This window comes from Anaerococcus martiniensis (assembly GCF_043187485.1).
GTDB classification, from domain to species: Bacteria; Bacillota; Clostridia; order Tissierellales; family Peptoniphilaceae; genus Anaerococcus; species Anaerococcus martiniensis.
Window position 1 is genome coordinate 643,851 of sequence record NZ_CP171106.1, and the last position, 16,401, is coordinate 660,251.

A 16,401-nucleotide genomic window follows, 5' to 3' on the forward strand; every position below is an offset into this window, starting at 1 on the left:
TATTTTTTTAAAATTATGCAATTTCTAATTCTCTTTTAGTAACAGTCTCAAGCTCAGCCTTATCCTTAAGAGTTACAACACCATGTTTTGTAACAAGAACAGTTGAAGCAAGCATCCTATCCATAGCAGCCTTTAACTCACTAGGATTATAATCATTTCTAGGATAATCAACAGAAACTGATTTTTGATTTAAAGATGCATCCTTAAAATACAATTTTAATTTTCTATTAGCCATTTATATCCTCCTTAAAGTAATTCCAATCTAATAAGATAAACTTCCACATCACTAGCATCAGAAAGAGAAGTATATGCAAGTGCAAAATCTTTTATTTGTTCTTCTGAAGCATTTTCATTGATTTTAGAAAAAGTTTTAGTAACCTTCCTAATCACTCCATCAGTAGATGTAGATTTAAATTTGATTTGTAATTTCATATTTCCTCCATTAGTCTTTAAAATTTTTATTGTGTAGTGGCCCTACACTTATATATAGAAAAAAATGGAGAATCTTCCCGAATAAATTTTGAAACCATGTAAATAAGGATGGTGAGCTATTTGAATAATTTAGTAAAAAGGTAAAAATTGAAGCTATAACCAAACCTTATAAACAGTTTTAAACGCTTGCACAAAAAATTGTGAAATGAGTATATGCAATAAAAAAGATGAATTTATAAACTATATGTGGATACACCATACTATGTATATGAATAAAAATATCAAAGATGGTACAAATCCAGTGAAGCTCTAGAGTCTCTACCCTGTGACCTGATAAAAGCCCTAAAATGGGCTTTTATCCCGAAAACTAAGTGCAGAGCACGTAAAAGCTTCGATAGAAGCGAGTTTTCGTGTCCCCTGTGGGGTGGAAAGTCTGAAAGACTTTTCATTTTCGTGGTGAACGGAGTGAACCCGAAAAACTGTTATGAGTCGAAAGGCTCATAGCCGGTAATTCAAACAAAGATATATGTAGATAATAAGAAAGGCACCCGTAAAGGGTGCCAAACTTGGTGGGCCTCCAGGGCTCGAACACTGTGACCTGATAAAAGCCCTAAAATGGGCTTTTATCCCGAAAACCAAGTGCAGAGCACTTAAAAGCTTCGATAGAAGCGAGTTTTCGTGTCCCCTGAGGGGTGTAAAGTCTAAGAGACTTTTCATTTTCTCGGTGAACGTAGTAAGCCCGAAAAACTGTTATGAGTCGAAAGACTCAAAACCGGTAATTCAAACAAAGATATATGTAGATAATAAGAAAGGCACCCGTAAAGGGTGCCAAACTTGGTGGGCCTCCAGGGGCTCGAACACTGTGACCCAGTCCCCTGTGGGGTGGAAAGTCTGAAAGACTTTTCATTTTCGTGGTGAACGGAGTGAACCCGAAAAACTGTTATGAGCTACTCATAACCGGTATGTGGATTCTAGATATTATGTATACATAAAGAAAAGCACCATCAAAGATGGTGCTAGTCTGGTGGGCCTCCAGGGGCTCGAACCCTGGACCTACCGGTTATGAGCCGGGCGCTCTAACCAACTGAGCTAGAGGCCCAAAAAAATGAAACACGTCACGATTAAATACCTTAATAAATAATCGTCGGCTTGCTGACAAAGTTGTTAACAACTTTGAAACGCCGCGACGTCTGACCTTCATCCCATTTGTTTCACAAATGGTGATAGGTCATAATGGTGGACCTGAGTAGACTCGAACTACCGACCTCACGCTTATCAGGCGTGCGCTCTAACCACCTGAGCTACAGGTCCATAAAAAATTATAATAAGATTTTGTTGGCAGGGGAGACAGGACTTGAACCCGCGACATCCGGTTTTGGAGACCGACGTTCTACCAGCTGAACTACTCCCCTATATTTTTTAAAAAAATAAGACCCTATATTGTAATTCCCACAATTGTGCGGGCCATTACTTGTAGGGTCCTCAGCACTTTGTGCTTGCGGTATTTCGCGCTGAAGCGCGAGGCCTCTTCTGGCCGGCCAGGCCAGTATCGCCTACGGCGACCATTTCATGGAGAGTGCTCCATCAGCCGCACAGGCTTTTATTGGTGCCCAGAGGCGGAATCGAACCACCGACACGAGGATTTTCAGTCCTCTGCTCTACCGACTGAGCTATCTGGGCATAATATATTTTATTGGCGGAGAAGGAGGGATTTGAACCCTCGCATCCCTTTTGAAAGGATCTACTCCCTTAGCAGGGGAGCCTCTTCAGCCACTTGAGTACTTCTCCATTGGCGGAGAGGAAGGGATTCGAACCCTTGTGAGCCGAAAGACTCTAACGGTTTTCAAGACCGCCCCGTTATGACCGCTTCGGTACCTCTCCATATGTAATTATTAATAAATTTATATTATATTGTAAGTAATCAAATGGCTAAAAGATTCAAAGCCAATTTAATTGACTTTCGCCTATTATTTTGTATTAGATTAGCCTATCTCAAACGAAATAGGCTTTTCTAATTTGGTGACCCATCGGAGATTCGAACTCCGGACACCCTGATTAAAAGTCAGGTGCTCTACCGGCTGAGCTAATGGATCATATTGGCTGGGATAGCAGGACTCGAACCTACGCATACCAGAGTCAAAGTCTGGTGCCTTACCGACTTGGCTATATCCCAAAGATAGTTGTTTAATGCAGTAACAAAATATATTATACCACACTTTTATAAAATAACCAAATTTTTCGTAAGGTTTTTTAATATATCTAGAAGATATATTGTGGCGCGCCCTCCAGGATTCGAACCTGGGACACACGGATTAGAAGTCCGTTGCTCTATCCAGCTGAGCTAAGGGCGCATGGAGCGGGTGAAGGGAATCGAACCCTCGCAACCAGCTTGGAAGGCTGGGGCTCTACCACTGAGCTACACCCGCAATATGCGGATAATAATGGTAAAACAAATTTTATCAATCATTAAGTCCTAAAAGTTAAATGGTGGGGATGAGCGGATTCGAACCACTGAAAGCAAAGCTAACGGATTTACAGTCCGTCCCATTTGGCCAACTCTGGAACATCCCCAAAAATTATTTTTTTGCTAAAGAATTTCATATTTTTTATCTCACTTCTTTAATTAAAGAAGTGATTTGGAGCTGATGATAGGACTTGAACCTACAACCTATTGATTACAAATCAATTGCTCTGCCAATTGAGCTACATCAGCACATTGGATCACTATTGCAATCCAAATGGCGACTCGGATGGGATTCGAACCCACGACCTCCGCCGTGACAGGGCGGCATTCTAACCAGCTGAACTACCGAGCCATATTTTTAACTATATAAGTAATAAATGGTGGAAGTAACAGGGCTCGAACCTGTGACCCCCTGCTTGTAAGGCAGATGCTCTCCCAACTGAGCTATACTTCCATATTTTACCTAATAAATAAGATGAAGAATCTGTAAAACGGATTCTGGGATTCGTAACCCAGTCCCTTGTAGGGTGGAAAGTACAAAGTACTTTTCATTTTCGAGATGAATCAAAGCGTAAGCTATCGATGAATCCGAAAAACTTACCACCGTCGGTGGTATCCCCGTTAAACGAAGACTATCTCTTTTATATAAAGGCAAAAATAATAGTGGTGACCCTACCGGGATTCGAACCCGGGATACCACCGTGAAAGGGTGGTGTCTTAACCGCTTGACCATAGGGCCTTATAAAAATTGTATAATATATAATATAACTTTTGAAGCTACGCTTCAAGGTGTCTTAGTCGGCTCCGTTTACCAAATCAAAGATTTGGAGTGCTCTTTTAGCCGCACGGGCTAATTGCGACATTTGACCTACCATCAATCCAACTTTGTTGTATTGGGTTAGGATCAAGAAACCGCTTGACCATAGGGCCTTATTAAACGACTTAATAAGTATATCATATTTTTTTATACTATGCAAGTTTTTTTATGTAATGGTTGCGGGAGCAGGATTTGAACCTACGACCTTCGGGTTATGAGCCCGACGAGCTACCAAACTGCTCCATCCCGCGTCATATAGGATAAACCCATATAAGTTGGTGCCGAGGACCGGAATCGAACCGGTACGATGTTTGACCATCGCAGGATTTTAAGTCCTGTGCGTCTGCCAGTTCCGCCACCCCGGCATAAATAACTTAAATTTAGCTACCATTAGATTTACTAACTTCTACATTACTTTTGATAAAATCAAAGCTATAATTCTAATTTGGCGCTCAGGGTGGGACTCGAACCCACAACCTACCGGTTAACAGCCGGGTGCTCCACCATTGAGCTACCTAAGCATATAATTTTTATACTTAACATATTTTTAGTATTCATGTAATACTTTACTAGCCATAGTGGCTAGTATGTATTAGATGTTTAGCAACTTCCTACTCTACCGGGAGGTCACCCTCCGAGTACCATCGGCGTTAGTAAGCTTAACTTCTGTGTTCGGTATGGGAACAGGTGTATCCTTACTGCCATCGTCACTATATTATGACCTAACCTCAACGGTTAAGTTTTTGTTTGAACCTTTATCTTGTCTTTAAAACACGCCGTAAATTCTACTCAAGCTGCTTAACGCACCTTGAAGATTTCTGGCGGCTGACCTACCATCCATTTTACTTAGTAAAATGGGGTTAGGGACAAGCAATAGCAATCAATATTTCCAGTCAAGAGTAAAAGATTTAGTATCCATTAGCTTAATGCATTACTGCACTTACACCTTGGACCTATCTAACGTATTTTCTTTACGTACTTTTAGAAATCTTATCTTGAGGGTTGCTTCGTACTTAGATGCTTTCAGTACTTATCAATTCCATACTTAGCTACCCAGCTATGCTCCTGGCGGAACAACTGGTACACCAGTGGTATGTCCATCCCGGTCCTCTCGTACTAAGGACAGGTCCTCGCAAATTTCTTACGCCCACGCTGGATAGGGACCGAACTGTCTCACGACGTTCTGAACCCAGCTCGCGTGCCTCTTTAATGGGCGAACAGCCCAACCCTTGGGACCTACTTCAGCCCCAGGATGAGACGAGCCGACATCGAGGTGCCAAACCTCCCCGTCGATGTGGACTCTTGGGGGAGATAAGCCTGTTATCCCCGGGGTAGCTTTTATCCGTTGAGCGATGGCCCTTCCATGCGGTGCCACCGGATCACTAAGTCCGTATTTCTACTCTGCTTGAGCTGTATCTCTCGCAGTTAAGCTCGCTTTTGCCTTTGTACTCTACGAATGGTTTCCGTCCATTCTGAGCGAACCTTTGAACGCCTCCGTTACTTTTTGGGAGGCGACCGCCCCAGTCAAACTGCCCAACTGACAATGTCCTTTGCCCTGATTAAGGGTCAATGTTAGAATTTTGATATTAGAGGGTTGGTATCCCAAGGATGGCTCAGCGCACACTGGCGTGCACGTATCATCGCCTCCCAACTATCCTGTACATCTAATCTCAAAATCCAATATCAGCCTACAGTAAAGCTCCACGGGGTCTTTCCGTCCTAGCGTGGGTAAGTCGCATCTTCACGACTACTACAATTTCACCGGATCCTTTGTTGAGACAGTGCCCAAATCGTTACACCTTTCGTGCGGGTCGGAACTTACCCGACAAGGAATTTCGCTACCTTAGGACCGTTATAGTTACGGCCGCCGTTTACTGGGGCTTAAGTTCTAGCCTTCGCATTCGCTAAGCCTTCCCCTTAACCTTCCAGCACCGGGCAGGTGTCAGCTCCTATACTTCATCTTACGATTTTGCAGAAACTTGTGTTTTTGGTAAACAGTCGCTTGGGCCTGGTTTCTGTGGCCATATCGCTATGGCTCCCCTTCTCCCGAAGTTACGGGGACATTTTGCCGAGTTCCTTAACAAAGGTTCTTCCGCGCGTCTTGGTATTCTCTACCTCCCTACCTGTGTCGGTTTTGGTACGGGCGCTTTGGTCTTGATAGTGACTTTTCTTGGCAATTTGAAATCGGCTACTTCTCTACTCATGTTTTCGATACCTATCACACATTGACCTTGGGATTAGCGGATTTGCCTACTAATCAGTCTTTGTGCTTAGACTGCCTTCCATCGGGCAGCTTAGCTTATCCTCTTGCGTCATCACTTCTCTATAGCGACTTTAAGCGGTACAGGAATATAAACCTGTTATCCATCGGCTACGCCTTTTGGCCTCGCCTTAGGTCCCGACTTTCCCTGAGGGGACGAGCCTTGCTCAGGAGTCCTTGGGGTTTCGACGGGAGTGATTCTCACACTCCTTCTCGCTACTCATGCCAGCATTCTCTCTTGTATTAAGTCCACGCCTGCTTTCGCTTGGGCTTCTTCCCTAATACAATGCTCCTCTACCACTGATAGAGTATTTAAAATTGCTGGTAAATACTTTGACGTTTTAACCAGTTACATATATTAATATATGCGATTGTTTTCGGTGATAATCGTAGTTTCAACTTACCTTTTACTTGTGATTTTGCGTAATTAATTAGTTGATAACTCGTTTATCTTGATTGTATTGTTAATATTTCCGTCTAAGTTTTACCTTTTTCTCATTATTTTCTTAGGTTGATGAGCGCCGTAACTTTCTTGCCAATCGAGCTTTGCTCTCTTGGGAAAGTCTGACGGCTGACCTACCTGCAATTTATTTCATAAATTGGGTTAGGTCTAGCAATTTTAAATTCTCTATCAATCCGAAGCTTCGGTACTGAATTTTAGCCCCGTTCATTTTCGGCGCAAACCCACTTGACCAGTGAGCTATTACGCATTCTTTAAATGTATGGCTGCTTCTAAGCCAACGTCCTGGTTGTCTTAGTAGGTTCACATCCTTTTCCACTTAATTCAGATTTTGGGACCTTAGCTGTCGGTCTGGGCTCTTTCCCTTTCGACTTAGGAGCTTATCCCTCTAAGTCTGACTCCATGATCTGATTTTTTGGCATTCGGAGTTTGATAGGCTTTGGTACGGTAGACCGCCCTAGGCCAGTCAGTGCTCTACCTCCGCAAATCTTTAATCATAGGCTAGCCCTAAAGCTATTTCGAGGAGAACCAGCTATCTCCGGGTTCGTTTGGTTTTTCGCCCCTATCCACAGTTCATCCGATGCGTTTTAAACCGCACCCGGTTCGAGCCTCCAGTGAATTTTACTTCACCTTCACTCTGACCATGGATAGATCACCCGGTTTCGGGTCTATCATATCTAACTTTCGCCCTATTAAGACTCGCTTTCGCTTTGGCTGCATCTCTTAAAGATTTAACCTTGCTTTATATGATAACTCGCTGGCCCATTCTACAAAAGGTACGACATCAGGCTGTTGCCCTCTGTCTGCTTGTAGGCACAAGGTTTCAGGTTCTATTTCACTCCCCTTTCGGGGTTCTTTTCACCTTTCCCTCACGGTACTTGTTCGCTATCGGTCACATGTTAGTATTTAGCCTTAGGGGATGGGCCCCCTATCTTCACAGCAAATTTCTCGTGTTCACTGCTACTTGCCCCCACAATATATTTTCTTTTGCTTACAAGACTGTCACTTTCTTTGGTTCATCTTCCCAAATGATTCTGCTAAAAAATATATTTCTTACTGGGTTGGGCTTCTTTCTTTTCGCTCGCCGCTACTTGGAAAATCGAGTTTTCTTTCTTTTCCTCCTGCTACTTAGATGTTTCAGTTCGCAGGGTCTTACTTCGCTATGGCTATGTATTCACCATAGGATGACTGTGTCTTCCACAGCCGGGTTTCCCCATTCGGAGACCTAGGGGTCATTGCTTGTTGTGAGCTTACCCTAGTTTTCGTTCACTTACGTCCTTCATCGTCTTCATGTGCCAAGGCATCCACCTTGCGCCCTTTCTTTCTTGACTGGAAATATTGTTTGCTATTTAGTTTTTTACTCACTTTTGTGAGTGGTTCATGTTGAAGCTATTGCTTCGTATTAGGATGACCTGTCTCCAGACTCTTCGGCTTGCTGACAAAGTTGCTTTTGCAACTTTGAAACGCCGCGAAGCCTGACCTACCAGCGATTTTGCTTTGCAAAATCGGGTTAGGTCATCGTGGTGGAGATAAAGAGATTCGAACTCTTGACCCCCTGCGTGCAAGGCAGGTGCTCTCCCAGCTGAGCTATATCCCCATGTTTACTATTTTTTATATAGTTATATATTGAAATTTAATTTATATCAATGATTATGCCTGTGTTTCTAATTGATAGAGAATAACATATCATTCTCTTTTCAGCGACGACTTGTCGTCGCTGAAATCCTTAGAAAGGAGGTGATCCAGCCGCACCTTCCGATACGGCTACCTTGTTACGACTTCACCCCAGTTACTGACCCTACCTTCGACTGCTGCTCCCAAACGGTTAGCTCACAGGCTTCGGGTATTGCCAACTTCCATGGTGTGACGGGCGGTGTGTACAAGACCCGGGAACGCATTCACCGTGGCATTCTGATCCACGATTACTAGCAACTCCAACTTCATGCACTCGAGTTGCAGAGTGCAATCCGAACTGGGACAGGCTTTTTGAGTTTTGCTTAACATCGCTGTCTTGCTGCCCTCTGTACCTGCCATTGTAGCACGTGTGTAGCCCAAGTCATAAAGGGCATGATGATTTGACGTCATCCCCACCTTCCTCCGGTTTGTCACCGGCAGTATTGCTAGAGTCCCCAACTTAATGATGGTAACTAGCAAAAGGGGTTGCGCTCGTTATGGGACTTAACCCAACATCTCACGACACGAGCTGACGACAACCATGCACCACCTGTATTTCAGTTATCCGAAGATATAGGCTCTTATCTCTAAGTGCTTCCAAAATATGTCAAGACTTGGTAAGGTTCTTCGCGTTGCTTCGAATTAAACCACATGCTCCGCTGCTTGTGCGGGTCCCCGTCAATTCCTTTGAGTTTCACACTTGCGTGCGTACTCCCCAGGCGGAGTGTTTAATGCGTTAGCTGCGGCACCCAGATTTACTCCAGACACCTAACACTCATCGTTTACGGCGTGGACTACCAGGGTATCTAATCCTGTTTGCTACCCACGCTTTCGTACCTCAGCGTCAGTTAATGGCCAGAAAGTCGCCTTCGCCACCGGTATTCCTCCTAATATCTGCGCATTCCACCGCTACACTAGGAATTCCACTTTCCCTTCCATTACTCAAGGTCCCCAGTTTTAGAAGCTTACTATAGTTGAGCTATAGCCTTTGACTTCTAACTTAAAAACCCGCCTACGTACCCTTTACGCCCAATGATTCCGGACAACGCTCGGTCCTTACGTATTACCGCGGCTGCTGGCACGTAATTAGCCGGACCTTATTCGTATAGTACTGTCATTTTCTTCCTATACAAAAGATTTTTACAACCCGAAGGCCTTCTAAATCACGCGGCGTCGCTGCATCAGGGTTTCCCCCATTGTGCAAAATTCCCCACTGCTGCCTCCCGTAGGAGTCTGGGCCGTGTCTCAGTCCCAATGTGGCCGTACACTCTCTCAAGCCGGCTACTGATCGTTGCCTTGGTGAGCTGTTATCTCACCAACTAGCTAATCAGACGCAAGTCCATCTTACACCACTAAACATTTTGACCAGATTATCATGCGATTGTCTGGTTTCATAGGGTATTATTCTCCGTTTCCAGAGGCTATCCCCTTGTGTAAGGCAGGTTACTCACGCGTTACTCACCCGTTCGCCACTAATCCATTCATTTTCATTCCGAAGAAATCTAATGAGTTTCATCGTTCGACTTGCATGTGTTATGCACGCCGCCAGCGTTAATCCTGAGCCAGGATCAAACTCTCATGAAAAATATTTGGCTACTATTTTAAAATAGTAGTTTTAAGTTTAATTCATAAAAGCTTTTTGATTCAAGCTCTTTTCATTTACACTGATTTTAAAATCAATGCGTGATTTATTTTAATCGTCCTTTTATCAAAAGAATCAACTTGGTTAAAGTTGTCAATAACTTGTTTGTTATTTATTGATAGGTTGATTATGTTTTTGTTTTACATAATCATTGATATTAAATTTCATTTTAGATGTTTGTTTAAACATCCGGTTCATTGTGTCGTTGTTTGTAACGACTTTTATAGTCTACCATTAATTTTTAAACTCGTCAACTTTTTTTAAATAATTTTTACAAAAAGTTTACTGGAGCTTTACATATTAATGTATCGACTTTCTATAGTCTATCACCTTTTTTATATCTTGTCAAGAATTTTTTTATTATTTAAATCCTGACTTTTGGTGTCGACTTTTTCTATTATACAGATATTGAATATTATGTCAATAGTTTTTTTAATTTTCTTCTATTTCTGGTTGATAGTTTACAATTGATACCATTTTGCCATCTTTATCTTGGATTTTTCTTATCTTTTTGTCAAAATCTATGCGTTTTAGCCAAATTGATTTTTCACATCCTAGGCATTTTATTTTCATATCTGCTCCCATGCGTTCTATCTCCCATTTGTTTTCTCCACACGGATGGCCTTTTTTAAGAGTTATAATGTCTCCTTGCTTATACTTCTTCATTTATTTCCTTTCCATTTGCTAGGGCTACTACTTGTATACTTGGGTTTAGCTTTCTTTGAGAAATCTCATCTATAATTAGTTTTCTTTCTTTTCTACCTAGTGCCCATTGGTGGCCAGGGACTGCTACTGCTGTTGTTCTTAGTAGGTATGAGTTTTCGCGGATTTCCATTATTCCAAATATACTTACGTCTTGGATAAGGTATTTGCCTAATTCTTGATCAGCTTTTAGTTTTTTTGATACTGATTCGACTAAGTCTTGGGCTTGCTCGTAACTTACATCATATGATAGGAATATATTACAATCAAATCTTATTGGCCCACTGTTTAGGTTTTGCACATTTGTGATTTGTGAATTTGGTATGGTGTGAAGAGATCCGTCGTAGTCTCTGATTTTTGTATGACGCATACCAAGGGTTTCAACAGTTCCTTCTACTCCTGCTGTTTTTATCCAATCTCCCACCCTAAATGTATCATCTAGGATGATAATTACTCCAGTTACAATGTCTTTTACTAGGGTTTGTGCACCAAAGGCAATGGCAACCCCACCTATACCTGCTGTTGCAATTATTGATCTAGTATTTATTCCTAGCATATCTAGAATAATCATTACAATGATAAATCCTACTATAAATCGAATTACAGTATATAGATTTTTGCTTAGGGTTTCTATTCTTACTTTTCTATAGCCGTCTACATCCATCTTGTTTTTAAAGGCCTTGGCCATAAGATGTGATAGGCTATTAAGCAAGATTTTGCTGATAACTATAATGATTAATATTAATATTATATCTTTAATAATATTTGTTTTGGCTAATTGATTTAAGTTTATATCTGGCATTTCTCCTCCTTTTTTTGCTTCAGTATATATTTTATAATGTATTTTCCAATTTTGCCATATAAAAACACAGGATTTTTTATTCCTGTGTTTTTTGAATTACATTTAGAATCTCACCAGCTAATTTTATATGAAAATCTTCTCGCATATGAAGTCCATCTACATAAGAAGGTTTTATCTTTCTGGCGTCTATTATTATTGCATCTAAATTTTTTTCTAAATTTGCCAATTGATTTATTTTTTCATTTATCTCAGAGTATCTGGGGTAAGATTCGTCTTTTTCCATCAATGGCGGGTTGATTATTATATTTTTCTGGCCTTTTGATTTGTTAAGCAATTCTTTTATATTTTCAAAAACTTGGTCTGGGCTAGTAGCATCAAAAAAATCATTTGTACCTGCAAATATTATTTGTATATCGCAGGCATCTCCTTTAAATCTTTCTAGCATGCCGCTAGTGCGGTCCCCGTTTTTGCCTAAATTTATTACTTGATGTCCATAATCTTTTAGCAAATCTGCATAAGATTTGTCTACCAAATATCCTTCTGTATATGAATCTCCTAAGCAAATTATTTTCATTAATCGATCCTTTGTAGGGCAAGGGCTGTTCTTGCTGGGATGTAAATTTTTATCCCGTCATAGTCTGTGCCAGCTAATCTTTCTGTTTTGTAAATATATTCATGAGAAATGCGTCCTTTACCTCCAAATTTTACTTGGTCGGTGTCCATAGATACCTTAAATTTTCCTGTATCATGGATTGGAACTGCAAATGAATCGTATGAATTTGTTGGGTGGAAGTTGAAAATATAAACCACATCCTTATTTCTATATGCAATTACTTTTCTATCATTATCTATCCACAACCTAAAAATCCTATTGCCCAATTGCTCATGATTTTGAGTAAAGTCTAGCATTTTTTGATCAAATTTGGCTAAATATTGGTATTTTAGATTGTCATTTTCTAAAAGCGACCATTGGCGTTTGGCGTAGTCAAAGGAATATCCATTGCCTTCTCTTGGGAAATCTATCCATTCAGGGTGGCCAAACTCGTTACCCATAAAGTTTAAATATCCGTCTGATCCCATGGAGATTGTAATCCACCTAATCATTTTGTGAAGGGCAAGGGCTCTTTCTATTATATAGTTGTCATCATCCTTATTCATATGCCAGTACATTTCTTGGTCTGCTAAGGTAAAGATTGTGGTTTTTGAGCCAACTAAAGCTTGGTCGTGGCTTTCTACATAAGCTATGCGTTTTTCCTCTGGACGGTGGGTGGATAGTTCGTACCACAGATTGGATAAATCCCAATCCTCATCGCGTTTGTCGAGGGTGCGTTCCCAAAAATCTGGCATACCCATAGCCAGCCTATAATCAAAACCTATTCCACCTTTAGAAATTGGAAGGCACATACCTGGCATCGCCGACATATCTTCTGCAATGGTAATTACATCTTTTTTTACCTCACGGGCTAATTCATTGGCCATTTGCAGATAGTTTATCGCTTCTATATCTGTATTCATAGAAAAATATTTATCATAATGGTCAAAACTTACCCCACGGCCGTGGTTTTTATAAATCATCGATGTAACCCCATCAAATCTAAAACCATCAAAGTGGAATTCTTCCAGCCAGTATTTTACATTAGAAAGAAGGAAATGTGCTACACCTGGTTTTGCATAGTCAAATAATTTACTATCCCAATCTGGGTGCTCTCCCTTTTCTCCTGTATGGAAAAATTGGTAATCGGTGCCATCAAATTCGTTGATACCCTCGATGGTATTTTTTACGGCATGAGAATGAACTAAGTCCATAATTACATTTAATCCCATTTCGTGGGCGGTATTTACAAGCGATTTTAAATCATTAAGCTCCCCATACCAAGAACTTGTCGCATAAAAATTGCTAACTTGGTAACCAAAGGATCCGTAATATGGGTGCTCAGCTATGGCCATCAATTGAACAGTATTATAACCTGCTTTTTTGATCCTAGGTAGGATATTTTTTTCAAATTCTTTATAAGTTGAAACTTTGCCCTCTTCACCAGCCATACCAATATGAGCTTCGTATATTAATAAATCGTCATTTTGAATTTTAAAATCATCATCAGTCCACTTAAATTTGGAGCGAGGATTATACATTATAGCTGCAAAATCTCCATTTTCATCTCTTTCTACTCTTTTTGCAAAAAGTGGAATCCTATCAGAAATTTTGCCATTTGCATCTACCAAAACTTTTATGCGGGATCCATGAGGAATGGTTTTAATGCCTTTTACAGATATTTCCCAATCCTCATCATTTATTTTTTTCATTGGATGGGAATGCCTGTCCCAATTATTAAAATCACCGATTAAATAAAGGCTATCTGCATTTGGTGCCCACTCTCTGTAAATCCAACCAGTTTTTGTTTTTTGAAAACCGTAATAATGGTGGGCATTGGCAAAGTCAGATAGTGTTTGGCCATCTCCTATGAGTCTATCTTTTGCTTTTTCATATTCGCTCATTCTTAGATTTATATCATTCTCATAATCTTTTATCCAAGGGTCAATGTCTAAAATTTCCCACTTTGCCATATTTGCCTCCTAAACTTATTCTTTGTGTGCTTCTATAACTTTTTGTGTAATTTCTTTTGGTACTTCTTCATATCTTTCAAATTCCATGGAGAATGAGCCTCTTGCTGATGTTTGGCTTCTTAAATCAATGGCATAGGTTAAAACTTCTGCAAGTGGTGCTTCGGCAAGTATTATTTGGCTACCATCTGCTTGTGGGTCCATACCCAAAATTCTGCCACGTCTTTTGTTCATATCACCCATTATGTCGCCCATGTAAGTTTCTGGAACTCTAATTTCTAGTTTCATAACTGGTTCTAAAAGAATTGGGTCTGCTTCTTCTATACCCTTTTTAAAGGCAATTCTCGCAGCGGATTTAAAAGCTTGTTCATTACTATCAACTGGGTGGTAAGATCCATCATAAAGTGTCGCCTTAATTCCAGTTACCTTAAAGCCTGCTAGAGGTCCTTCTAATAGGGATTCTTCAAGGCCTTTTTCTACAGCTGGGAAGTAATTTTTAGGAACTGCTCCTCCAAACACTTCTTCATCAAAGACAAAATCTTCTTCTGTTGGCTCAAATCTAATAAATACATCCCCGTATTGGCCAGCACCACCTGATTGTTTTTTGTGTTTACCTTGAACATCAGAATTACCTTTTATGGTTTCTCTGTATGGGATTTTGTAATCTACTACTTCTGTATTTACTCCATAATTATCACGAAGTTTATCCATAATCACTTCTAACTGAACATTTCCTAAACCTGATAATATTTGTTGGTGGGTTTCTGTATTTCTGTCATCTTTGAAAGTAGGATCTTCTTCAATTAATTTTTGTAAGGCTTCTGAAATCTTATCCTCATCGTTTTTGCTAATTGCATTTATAGCATAAAATAAAACTGGTTTTGGATATTTAATTGGCTTGTATTCTATTTTATTAGCAGCTGTTGCAAGAGTATCGCCTGTTGATAATTCATCAAGTTTTGTAAATGCACCGATGTCCCCTGCAATTACTTTATCAGCTTTGATTTGATCCTTGCCCCTTAGGAAAAATAAATTTGACGCCTTTAATTCTTTATTTTTTGTAACATCTAAAATCTTATCATCTTTTGATACTGAACCTGACAAAACTTTAAAAATAGAAATTTTACCAACAAATGGATCTGCAAGAGTTTTGAAAACTACTGCTGAGAATGGTGCATCCTCATTGGCATCAAACGCTTCATAGCCATCTTTTACTCTAAAACCAATATGAGCCACTTCATCATCAATTGATGGCATGTATTTTGTAATTACTTCTAATAACTGAGTAAGTCCTATTTCTTTTTCGCTAGATCCTGCTATAAGTGGGACAACAGTTCCGTTTAGGATGGCTTCTGTAAGACCTTTTCTGAATTCGCTTTCAGAAAATTCTTCGCCTTCAAAGAATTTTTCCATTAGCGAATCATCAGTTTCGGCAACCGCTTCTATGATTTCTTCATAAACTGCATCTACCTCTGCTAGGCGGATTTCTGGGATTTCCACTTCTTTTTTCTCACCGTTTTCATATGTGTAGGCTTTTTTATCTAAAACATCGATAACACCTTCAAATTCATCTCCCTGTCCTAGCATGAGGGTAAGAGGTGTAACTTTTTTGCCAAATTCTATATGAAGGTCTGATACAACCTTATTAAAATGAGCATTTTCCTTATCAAGTTTGTTTACAAAAATAATTGATGGGAGATTTATCTCTTGGGTATAATTCCAATATTTTTCTGTTCCAACCTCAATTCCATTTTCTCCGTCAATTACAAAAAGTGCTGCCTCACTAGCTCTTAAGGCTTGCAAAACCTCACCCTCAAAGTCAAAAAATCCAGGAGAATCTATAAAGTTTATCTTGTAGTCTTCGTATTCTACAGGAATGATTGAAGTTTGGATTGAAATCCCTCTTTTTTTCTCTTGAGCTTCATAGTCTGAAACTGTAGATCCTTCTTCAACTCTTCCTTTTTTGTCAATTGCACCTGTTTTATATAAAAGTGCTTCAGCAAGACTTGTCTTACCACTTGCTGAGTGACCGACTAAAGCTAAGTTTCTAATTTGGGATGTAGTATAATTTTCCATATTTTTCTCCTTTGTGAAAACATTTATATTTTTCAAATAAATATGCTTTCTAAATCCTTATAAGTTAATTATATAGCAAATTTCTATATTTTTCCATATTTTTTGAAAATGTTTTCATAGATTTATAAAAAAAGAGCACCCATGGGCACTCTATTTTTTGAAAGCTCTTTTTATATAATCCACAAAGGATAATGATTTTCTAAGCTTTTCACCTGGTATATAATTGTTTATGGCTCGTAAAGTTTTTTTATTATCAACTGTCGAAAATATAAAATCCCCATTTTGCTTGGTATGGATAGCAAATCTTGGAATTTTCTTTTTTAATATAACTTCAGCAGTTATAAGTTCGATCTCGCTCCATGGGATTTGGATAAAGTCCCTAGGATTTTTTTCATTGTAATATTCAATTGCCTTATCACCAATAACAAGATCCCCAGAGCTAGTAAAACCCTGGAGATGCCTTGCTTTTATCGATAAGTCGATATTTTTGTTCTGTGATTTAATCATAAC

Annotated in this window: 8 protein-coding genes, 19 tRNA genes and 3 rRNA genes; all 30 read right to left on the minus strand. The window is 39.8% G+C overall.

The window, feature by feature from the left end; all coding sequences use genetic code 11:
* Window positions 1–13: 13 nt before the first annotated feature.
* Window positions 14–235 (minus strand): DUF2922 domain-containing protein, encoded by a 222-nt coding sequence (locus ACF3NF_RS03185; protein ID WP_262122712.1) that lies wholly within the window; start codon window positions 233–235, stop codon window positions 14–16.
* Window positions 236–246: 11 nt separating this feature from the next.
* Window positions 247–432: a DUF1659 domain-containing protein gene (locus ACF3NF_RS03190; protein ID WP_262122711.1), complete on the minus strand. Its 186-nt coding sequence runs from the start codon at window positions 430–432 to the stop codon at window positions 247–249.
* A 1,022-nt stretch (window positions 433–1,454) separates the two neighbouring features.
* Window positions 1,455–1,531, minus strand: a tRNA-Ile gene (locus tag ACF3NF_RS03195).
* A gap of 135 nt (window positions 1,532–1,666) precedes the next feature.
* Window positions 1,667–1,743 (minus strand) — tRNA-Ile (locus ACF3NF_RS03200).
* Window positions 1,744–1,768: 25 nt separating this feature from the next.
* A tRNA-Trp gene (locus ACF3NF_RS03205) sits at window positions 1,769–1,844 on the minus strand.
* Window positions 1,845–2,036: 192 nt separating this feature from the next.
* Window positions 2,037–2,112: transfer RNA gene (locus tag ACF3NF_RS03210), tRNA-Phe, on the minus strand.
* 14 nt (window positions 2,113–2,126) lie between these two features.
* A tRNA-Ser gene (locus tag ACF3NF_RS03215) sits at window positions 2,127–2,220 on the minus strand.
* A 2-nt stretch (window positions 2,221–2,222) separates the two neighbouring features.
* Window positions 2,223–2,313: transfer RNA gene (locus ACF3NF_RS03220), tRNA-Ser, on the minus strand.
* A gap of 136 nt (window positions 2,314–2,449) precedes the next feature.
* Window positions 2,450–2,525, minus strand: a tRNA-Lys gene (locus ACF3NF_RS03225).
* A gap of 4 nt (window positions 2,526–2,529) precedes the next feature.
* Window positions 2,530–2,605, minus strand: a tRNA-Gln gene (locus ACF3NF_RS03230).
* 101 nt (window positions 2,606–2,706) lie between these two features.
* Window positions 2,707–2,783: transfer RNA gene (locus ACF3NF_RS03235), tRNA-Arg, on the minus strand.
* A gap of 1 nt (window position 2,784) precedes the next feature.
* Window positions 2,785–2,858, minus strand: a tRNA-Gly gene (locus tag ACF3NF_RS03240).
* 59 nt (window positions 2,859–2,917) lie between these two features.
* A tRNA-Tyr gene (locus ACF3NF_RS03245) sits at window positions 2,918–3,003 on the minus strand.
* 66 nt (window positions 3,004–3,069) lie between these two features.
* Window positions 3,070–3,145, minus strand: a tRNA-Thr gene (locus ACF3NF_RS03250).
* A gap of 26 nt (window positions 3,146–3,171) precedes the next feature.
* Window positions 3,172–3,248, minus strand: a tRNA-Asp gene (locus tag ACF3NF_RS03255).
* A gap of 26 nt (window positions 3,249–3,274) precedes the next feature.
* Window positions 3,275–3,350 (minus strand) — tRNA-Val (locus tag ACF3NF_RS03260).
* Window positions 3,351–3,560: 210 nt separating this feature from the next.
* Window positions 3,561–3,635: transfer RNA gene (locus tag ACF3NF_RS03265), tRNA-Glu, on the minus strand.
* 252 nt (window positions 3,636–3,887) lie between these two features.
* Window positions 3,888–3,964: transfer RNA gene (locus tag ACF3NF_RS03270), tRNA-Met, on the minus strand.
* Between the two features lie 25 nt (window positions 3,965–3,989).
* Window positions 3,990–4,078: transfer RNA gene (locus ACF3NF_RS03275), tRNA-Leu, on the minus strand.
* Between the two features lie 81 nt (window positions 4,079–4,159).
* Window positions 4,160–4,234, minus strand: a tRNA-Asn gene (locus ACF3NF_RS03280).
* 77 nt (window positions 4,235–4,311) lie between these two features.
* Window positions 4,312–4,428, minus strand: a 5S ribosomal RNA gene (gene rrf, locus ACF3NF_RS03285).
* Between the two features lie 174 nt (window positions 4,429–4,602).
* A 23S ribosomal RNA gene (locus ACF3NF_RS03290) occupies window positions 4,603–7,764 on the minus strand.
* A gap of 190 nt (window positions 7,765–7,954) precedes the next feature.
* Window positions 7,955–8,030 (minus strand) — tRNA-Ala (locus tag ACF3NF_RS03295).
* 133 nt (window positions 8,031–8,163) lie between these two features.
* A 16S ribosomal RNA gene (locus ACF3NF_RS03300) occupies window positions 8,164–9,691 on the minus strand.
* Together the 16S, 23S and 5S rRNA genes with 19 tRNA genes alongside form the textbook arrangement of a ribosomal RNA operon.
* Window positions 9,692–10,181: 490 nt before the next feature.
* Complete coding sequence (locus ACF3NF_RS03305; protein WP_262123002.1) at window positions 10,182–10,415, minus strand: DUF951 domain-containing protein; 234 nt, start codon at window positions 10,413–10,415, stop codon at window positions 10,182–10,184.
* Window positions 10,402–11,253 carry a mechanosensitive ion channel family protein gene (locus ACF3NF_RS03310; protein ID WP_394024162.1) on the minus strand — a complete coding sequence of 284 codons (852 nt, stop codon included), beginning with the start codon at window positions 11,251–11,253 and terminating at the stop codon, window positions 10,402–10,404. The genes ACF3NF_RS03305 and ACF3NF_RS03310 overlap by 14 nt, the downstream gene beginning before the upstream one ends.
* Before the next feature lie 76 nt (window positions 11,254–11,329).
* Window positions 11,330–11,827: an SGNH/GDSL hydrolase family protein gene (locus ACF3NF_RS03315; protein WP_394024164.1), complete on the minus strand. Its 498-nt coding sequence runs from the start codon at window positions 11,825–11,827 to the stop codon at window positions 11,330–11,332.
* Window positions 11,827–13,818: an alpha-amylase family glycosyl hydrolase gene (locus ACF3NF_RS03320; RefSeq protein WP_394024166.1), complete on the minus strand. Its 1,992-nt coding sequence runs from the start codon at window positions 13,816–13,818 to the stop codon at window positions 11,827–11,829. The genes ACF3NF_RS03315 and ACF3NF_RS03320 overlap by 1 nt, the downstream gene beginning before the upstream one ends.
* A 15-nt stretch (window positions 13,819–13,833) precedes the next feature.
* Entirely contained in the window at window positions 13,834–15,891 is a 2,058-nt protein-coding gene (gene fusA, locus ACF3NF_RS03325; protein ID WP_394024168.1) for an elongation factor G, read from the minus strand.
* A 150-nt stretch (window positions 15,892–16,041) separates the two neighbouring features.
* The gene (locus ACF3NF_RS03330) at window positions 16,042–16,398 is read right to left on the minus strand and encodes a DUF956 family protein (protein WP_394024170.1); all 357 of its coding nucleotides are present in this window, start codon (window positions 16,396–16,398) and stop codon (window positions 16,042–16,044) included.
* Between the last annotated feature and the right edge of the window lie 3 nt (window positions 16,399–16,401).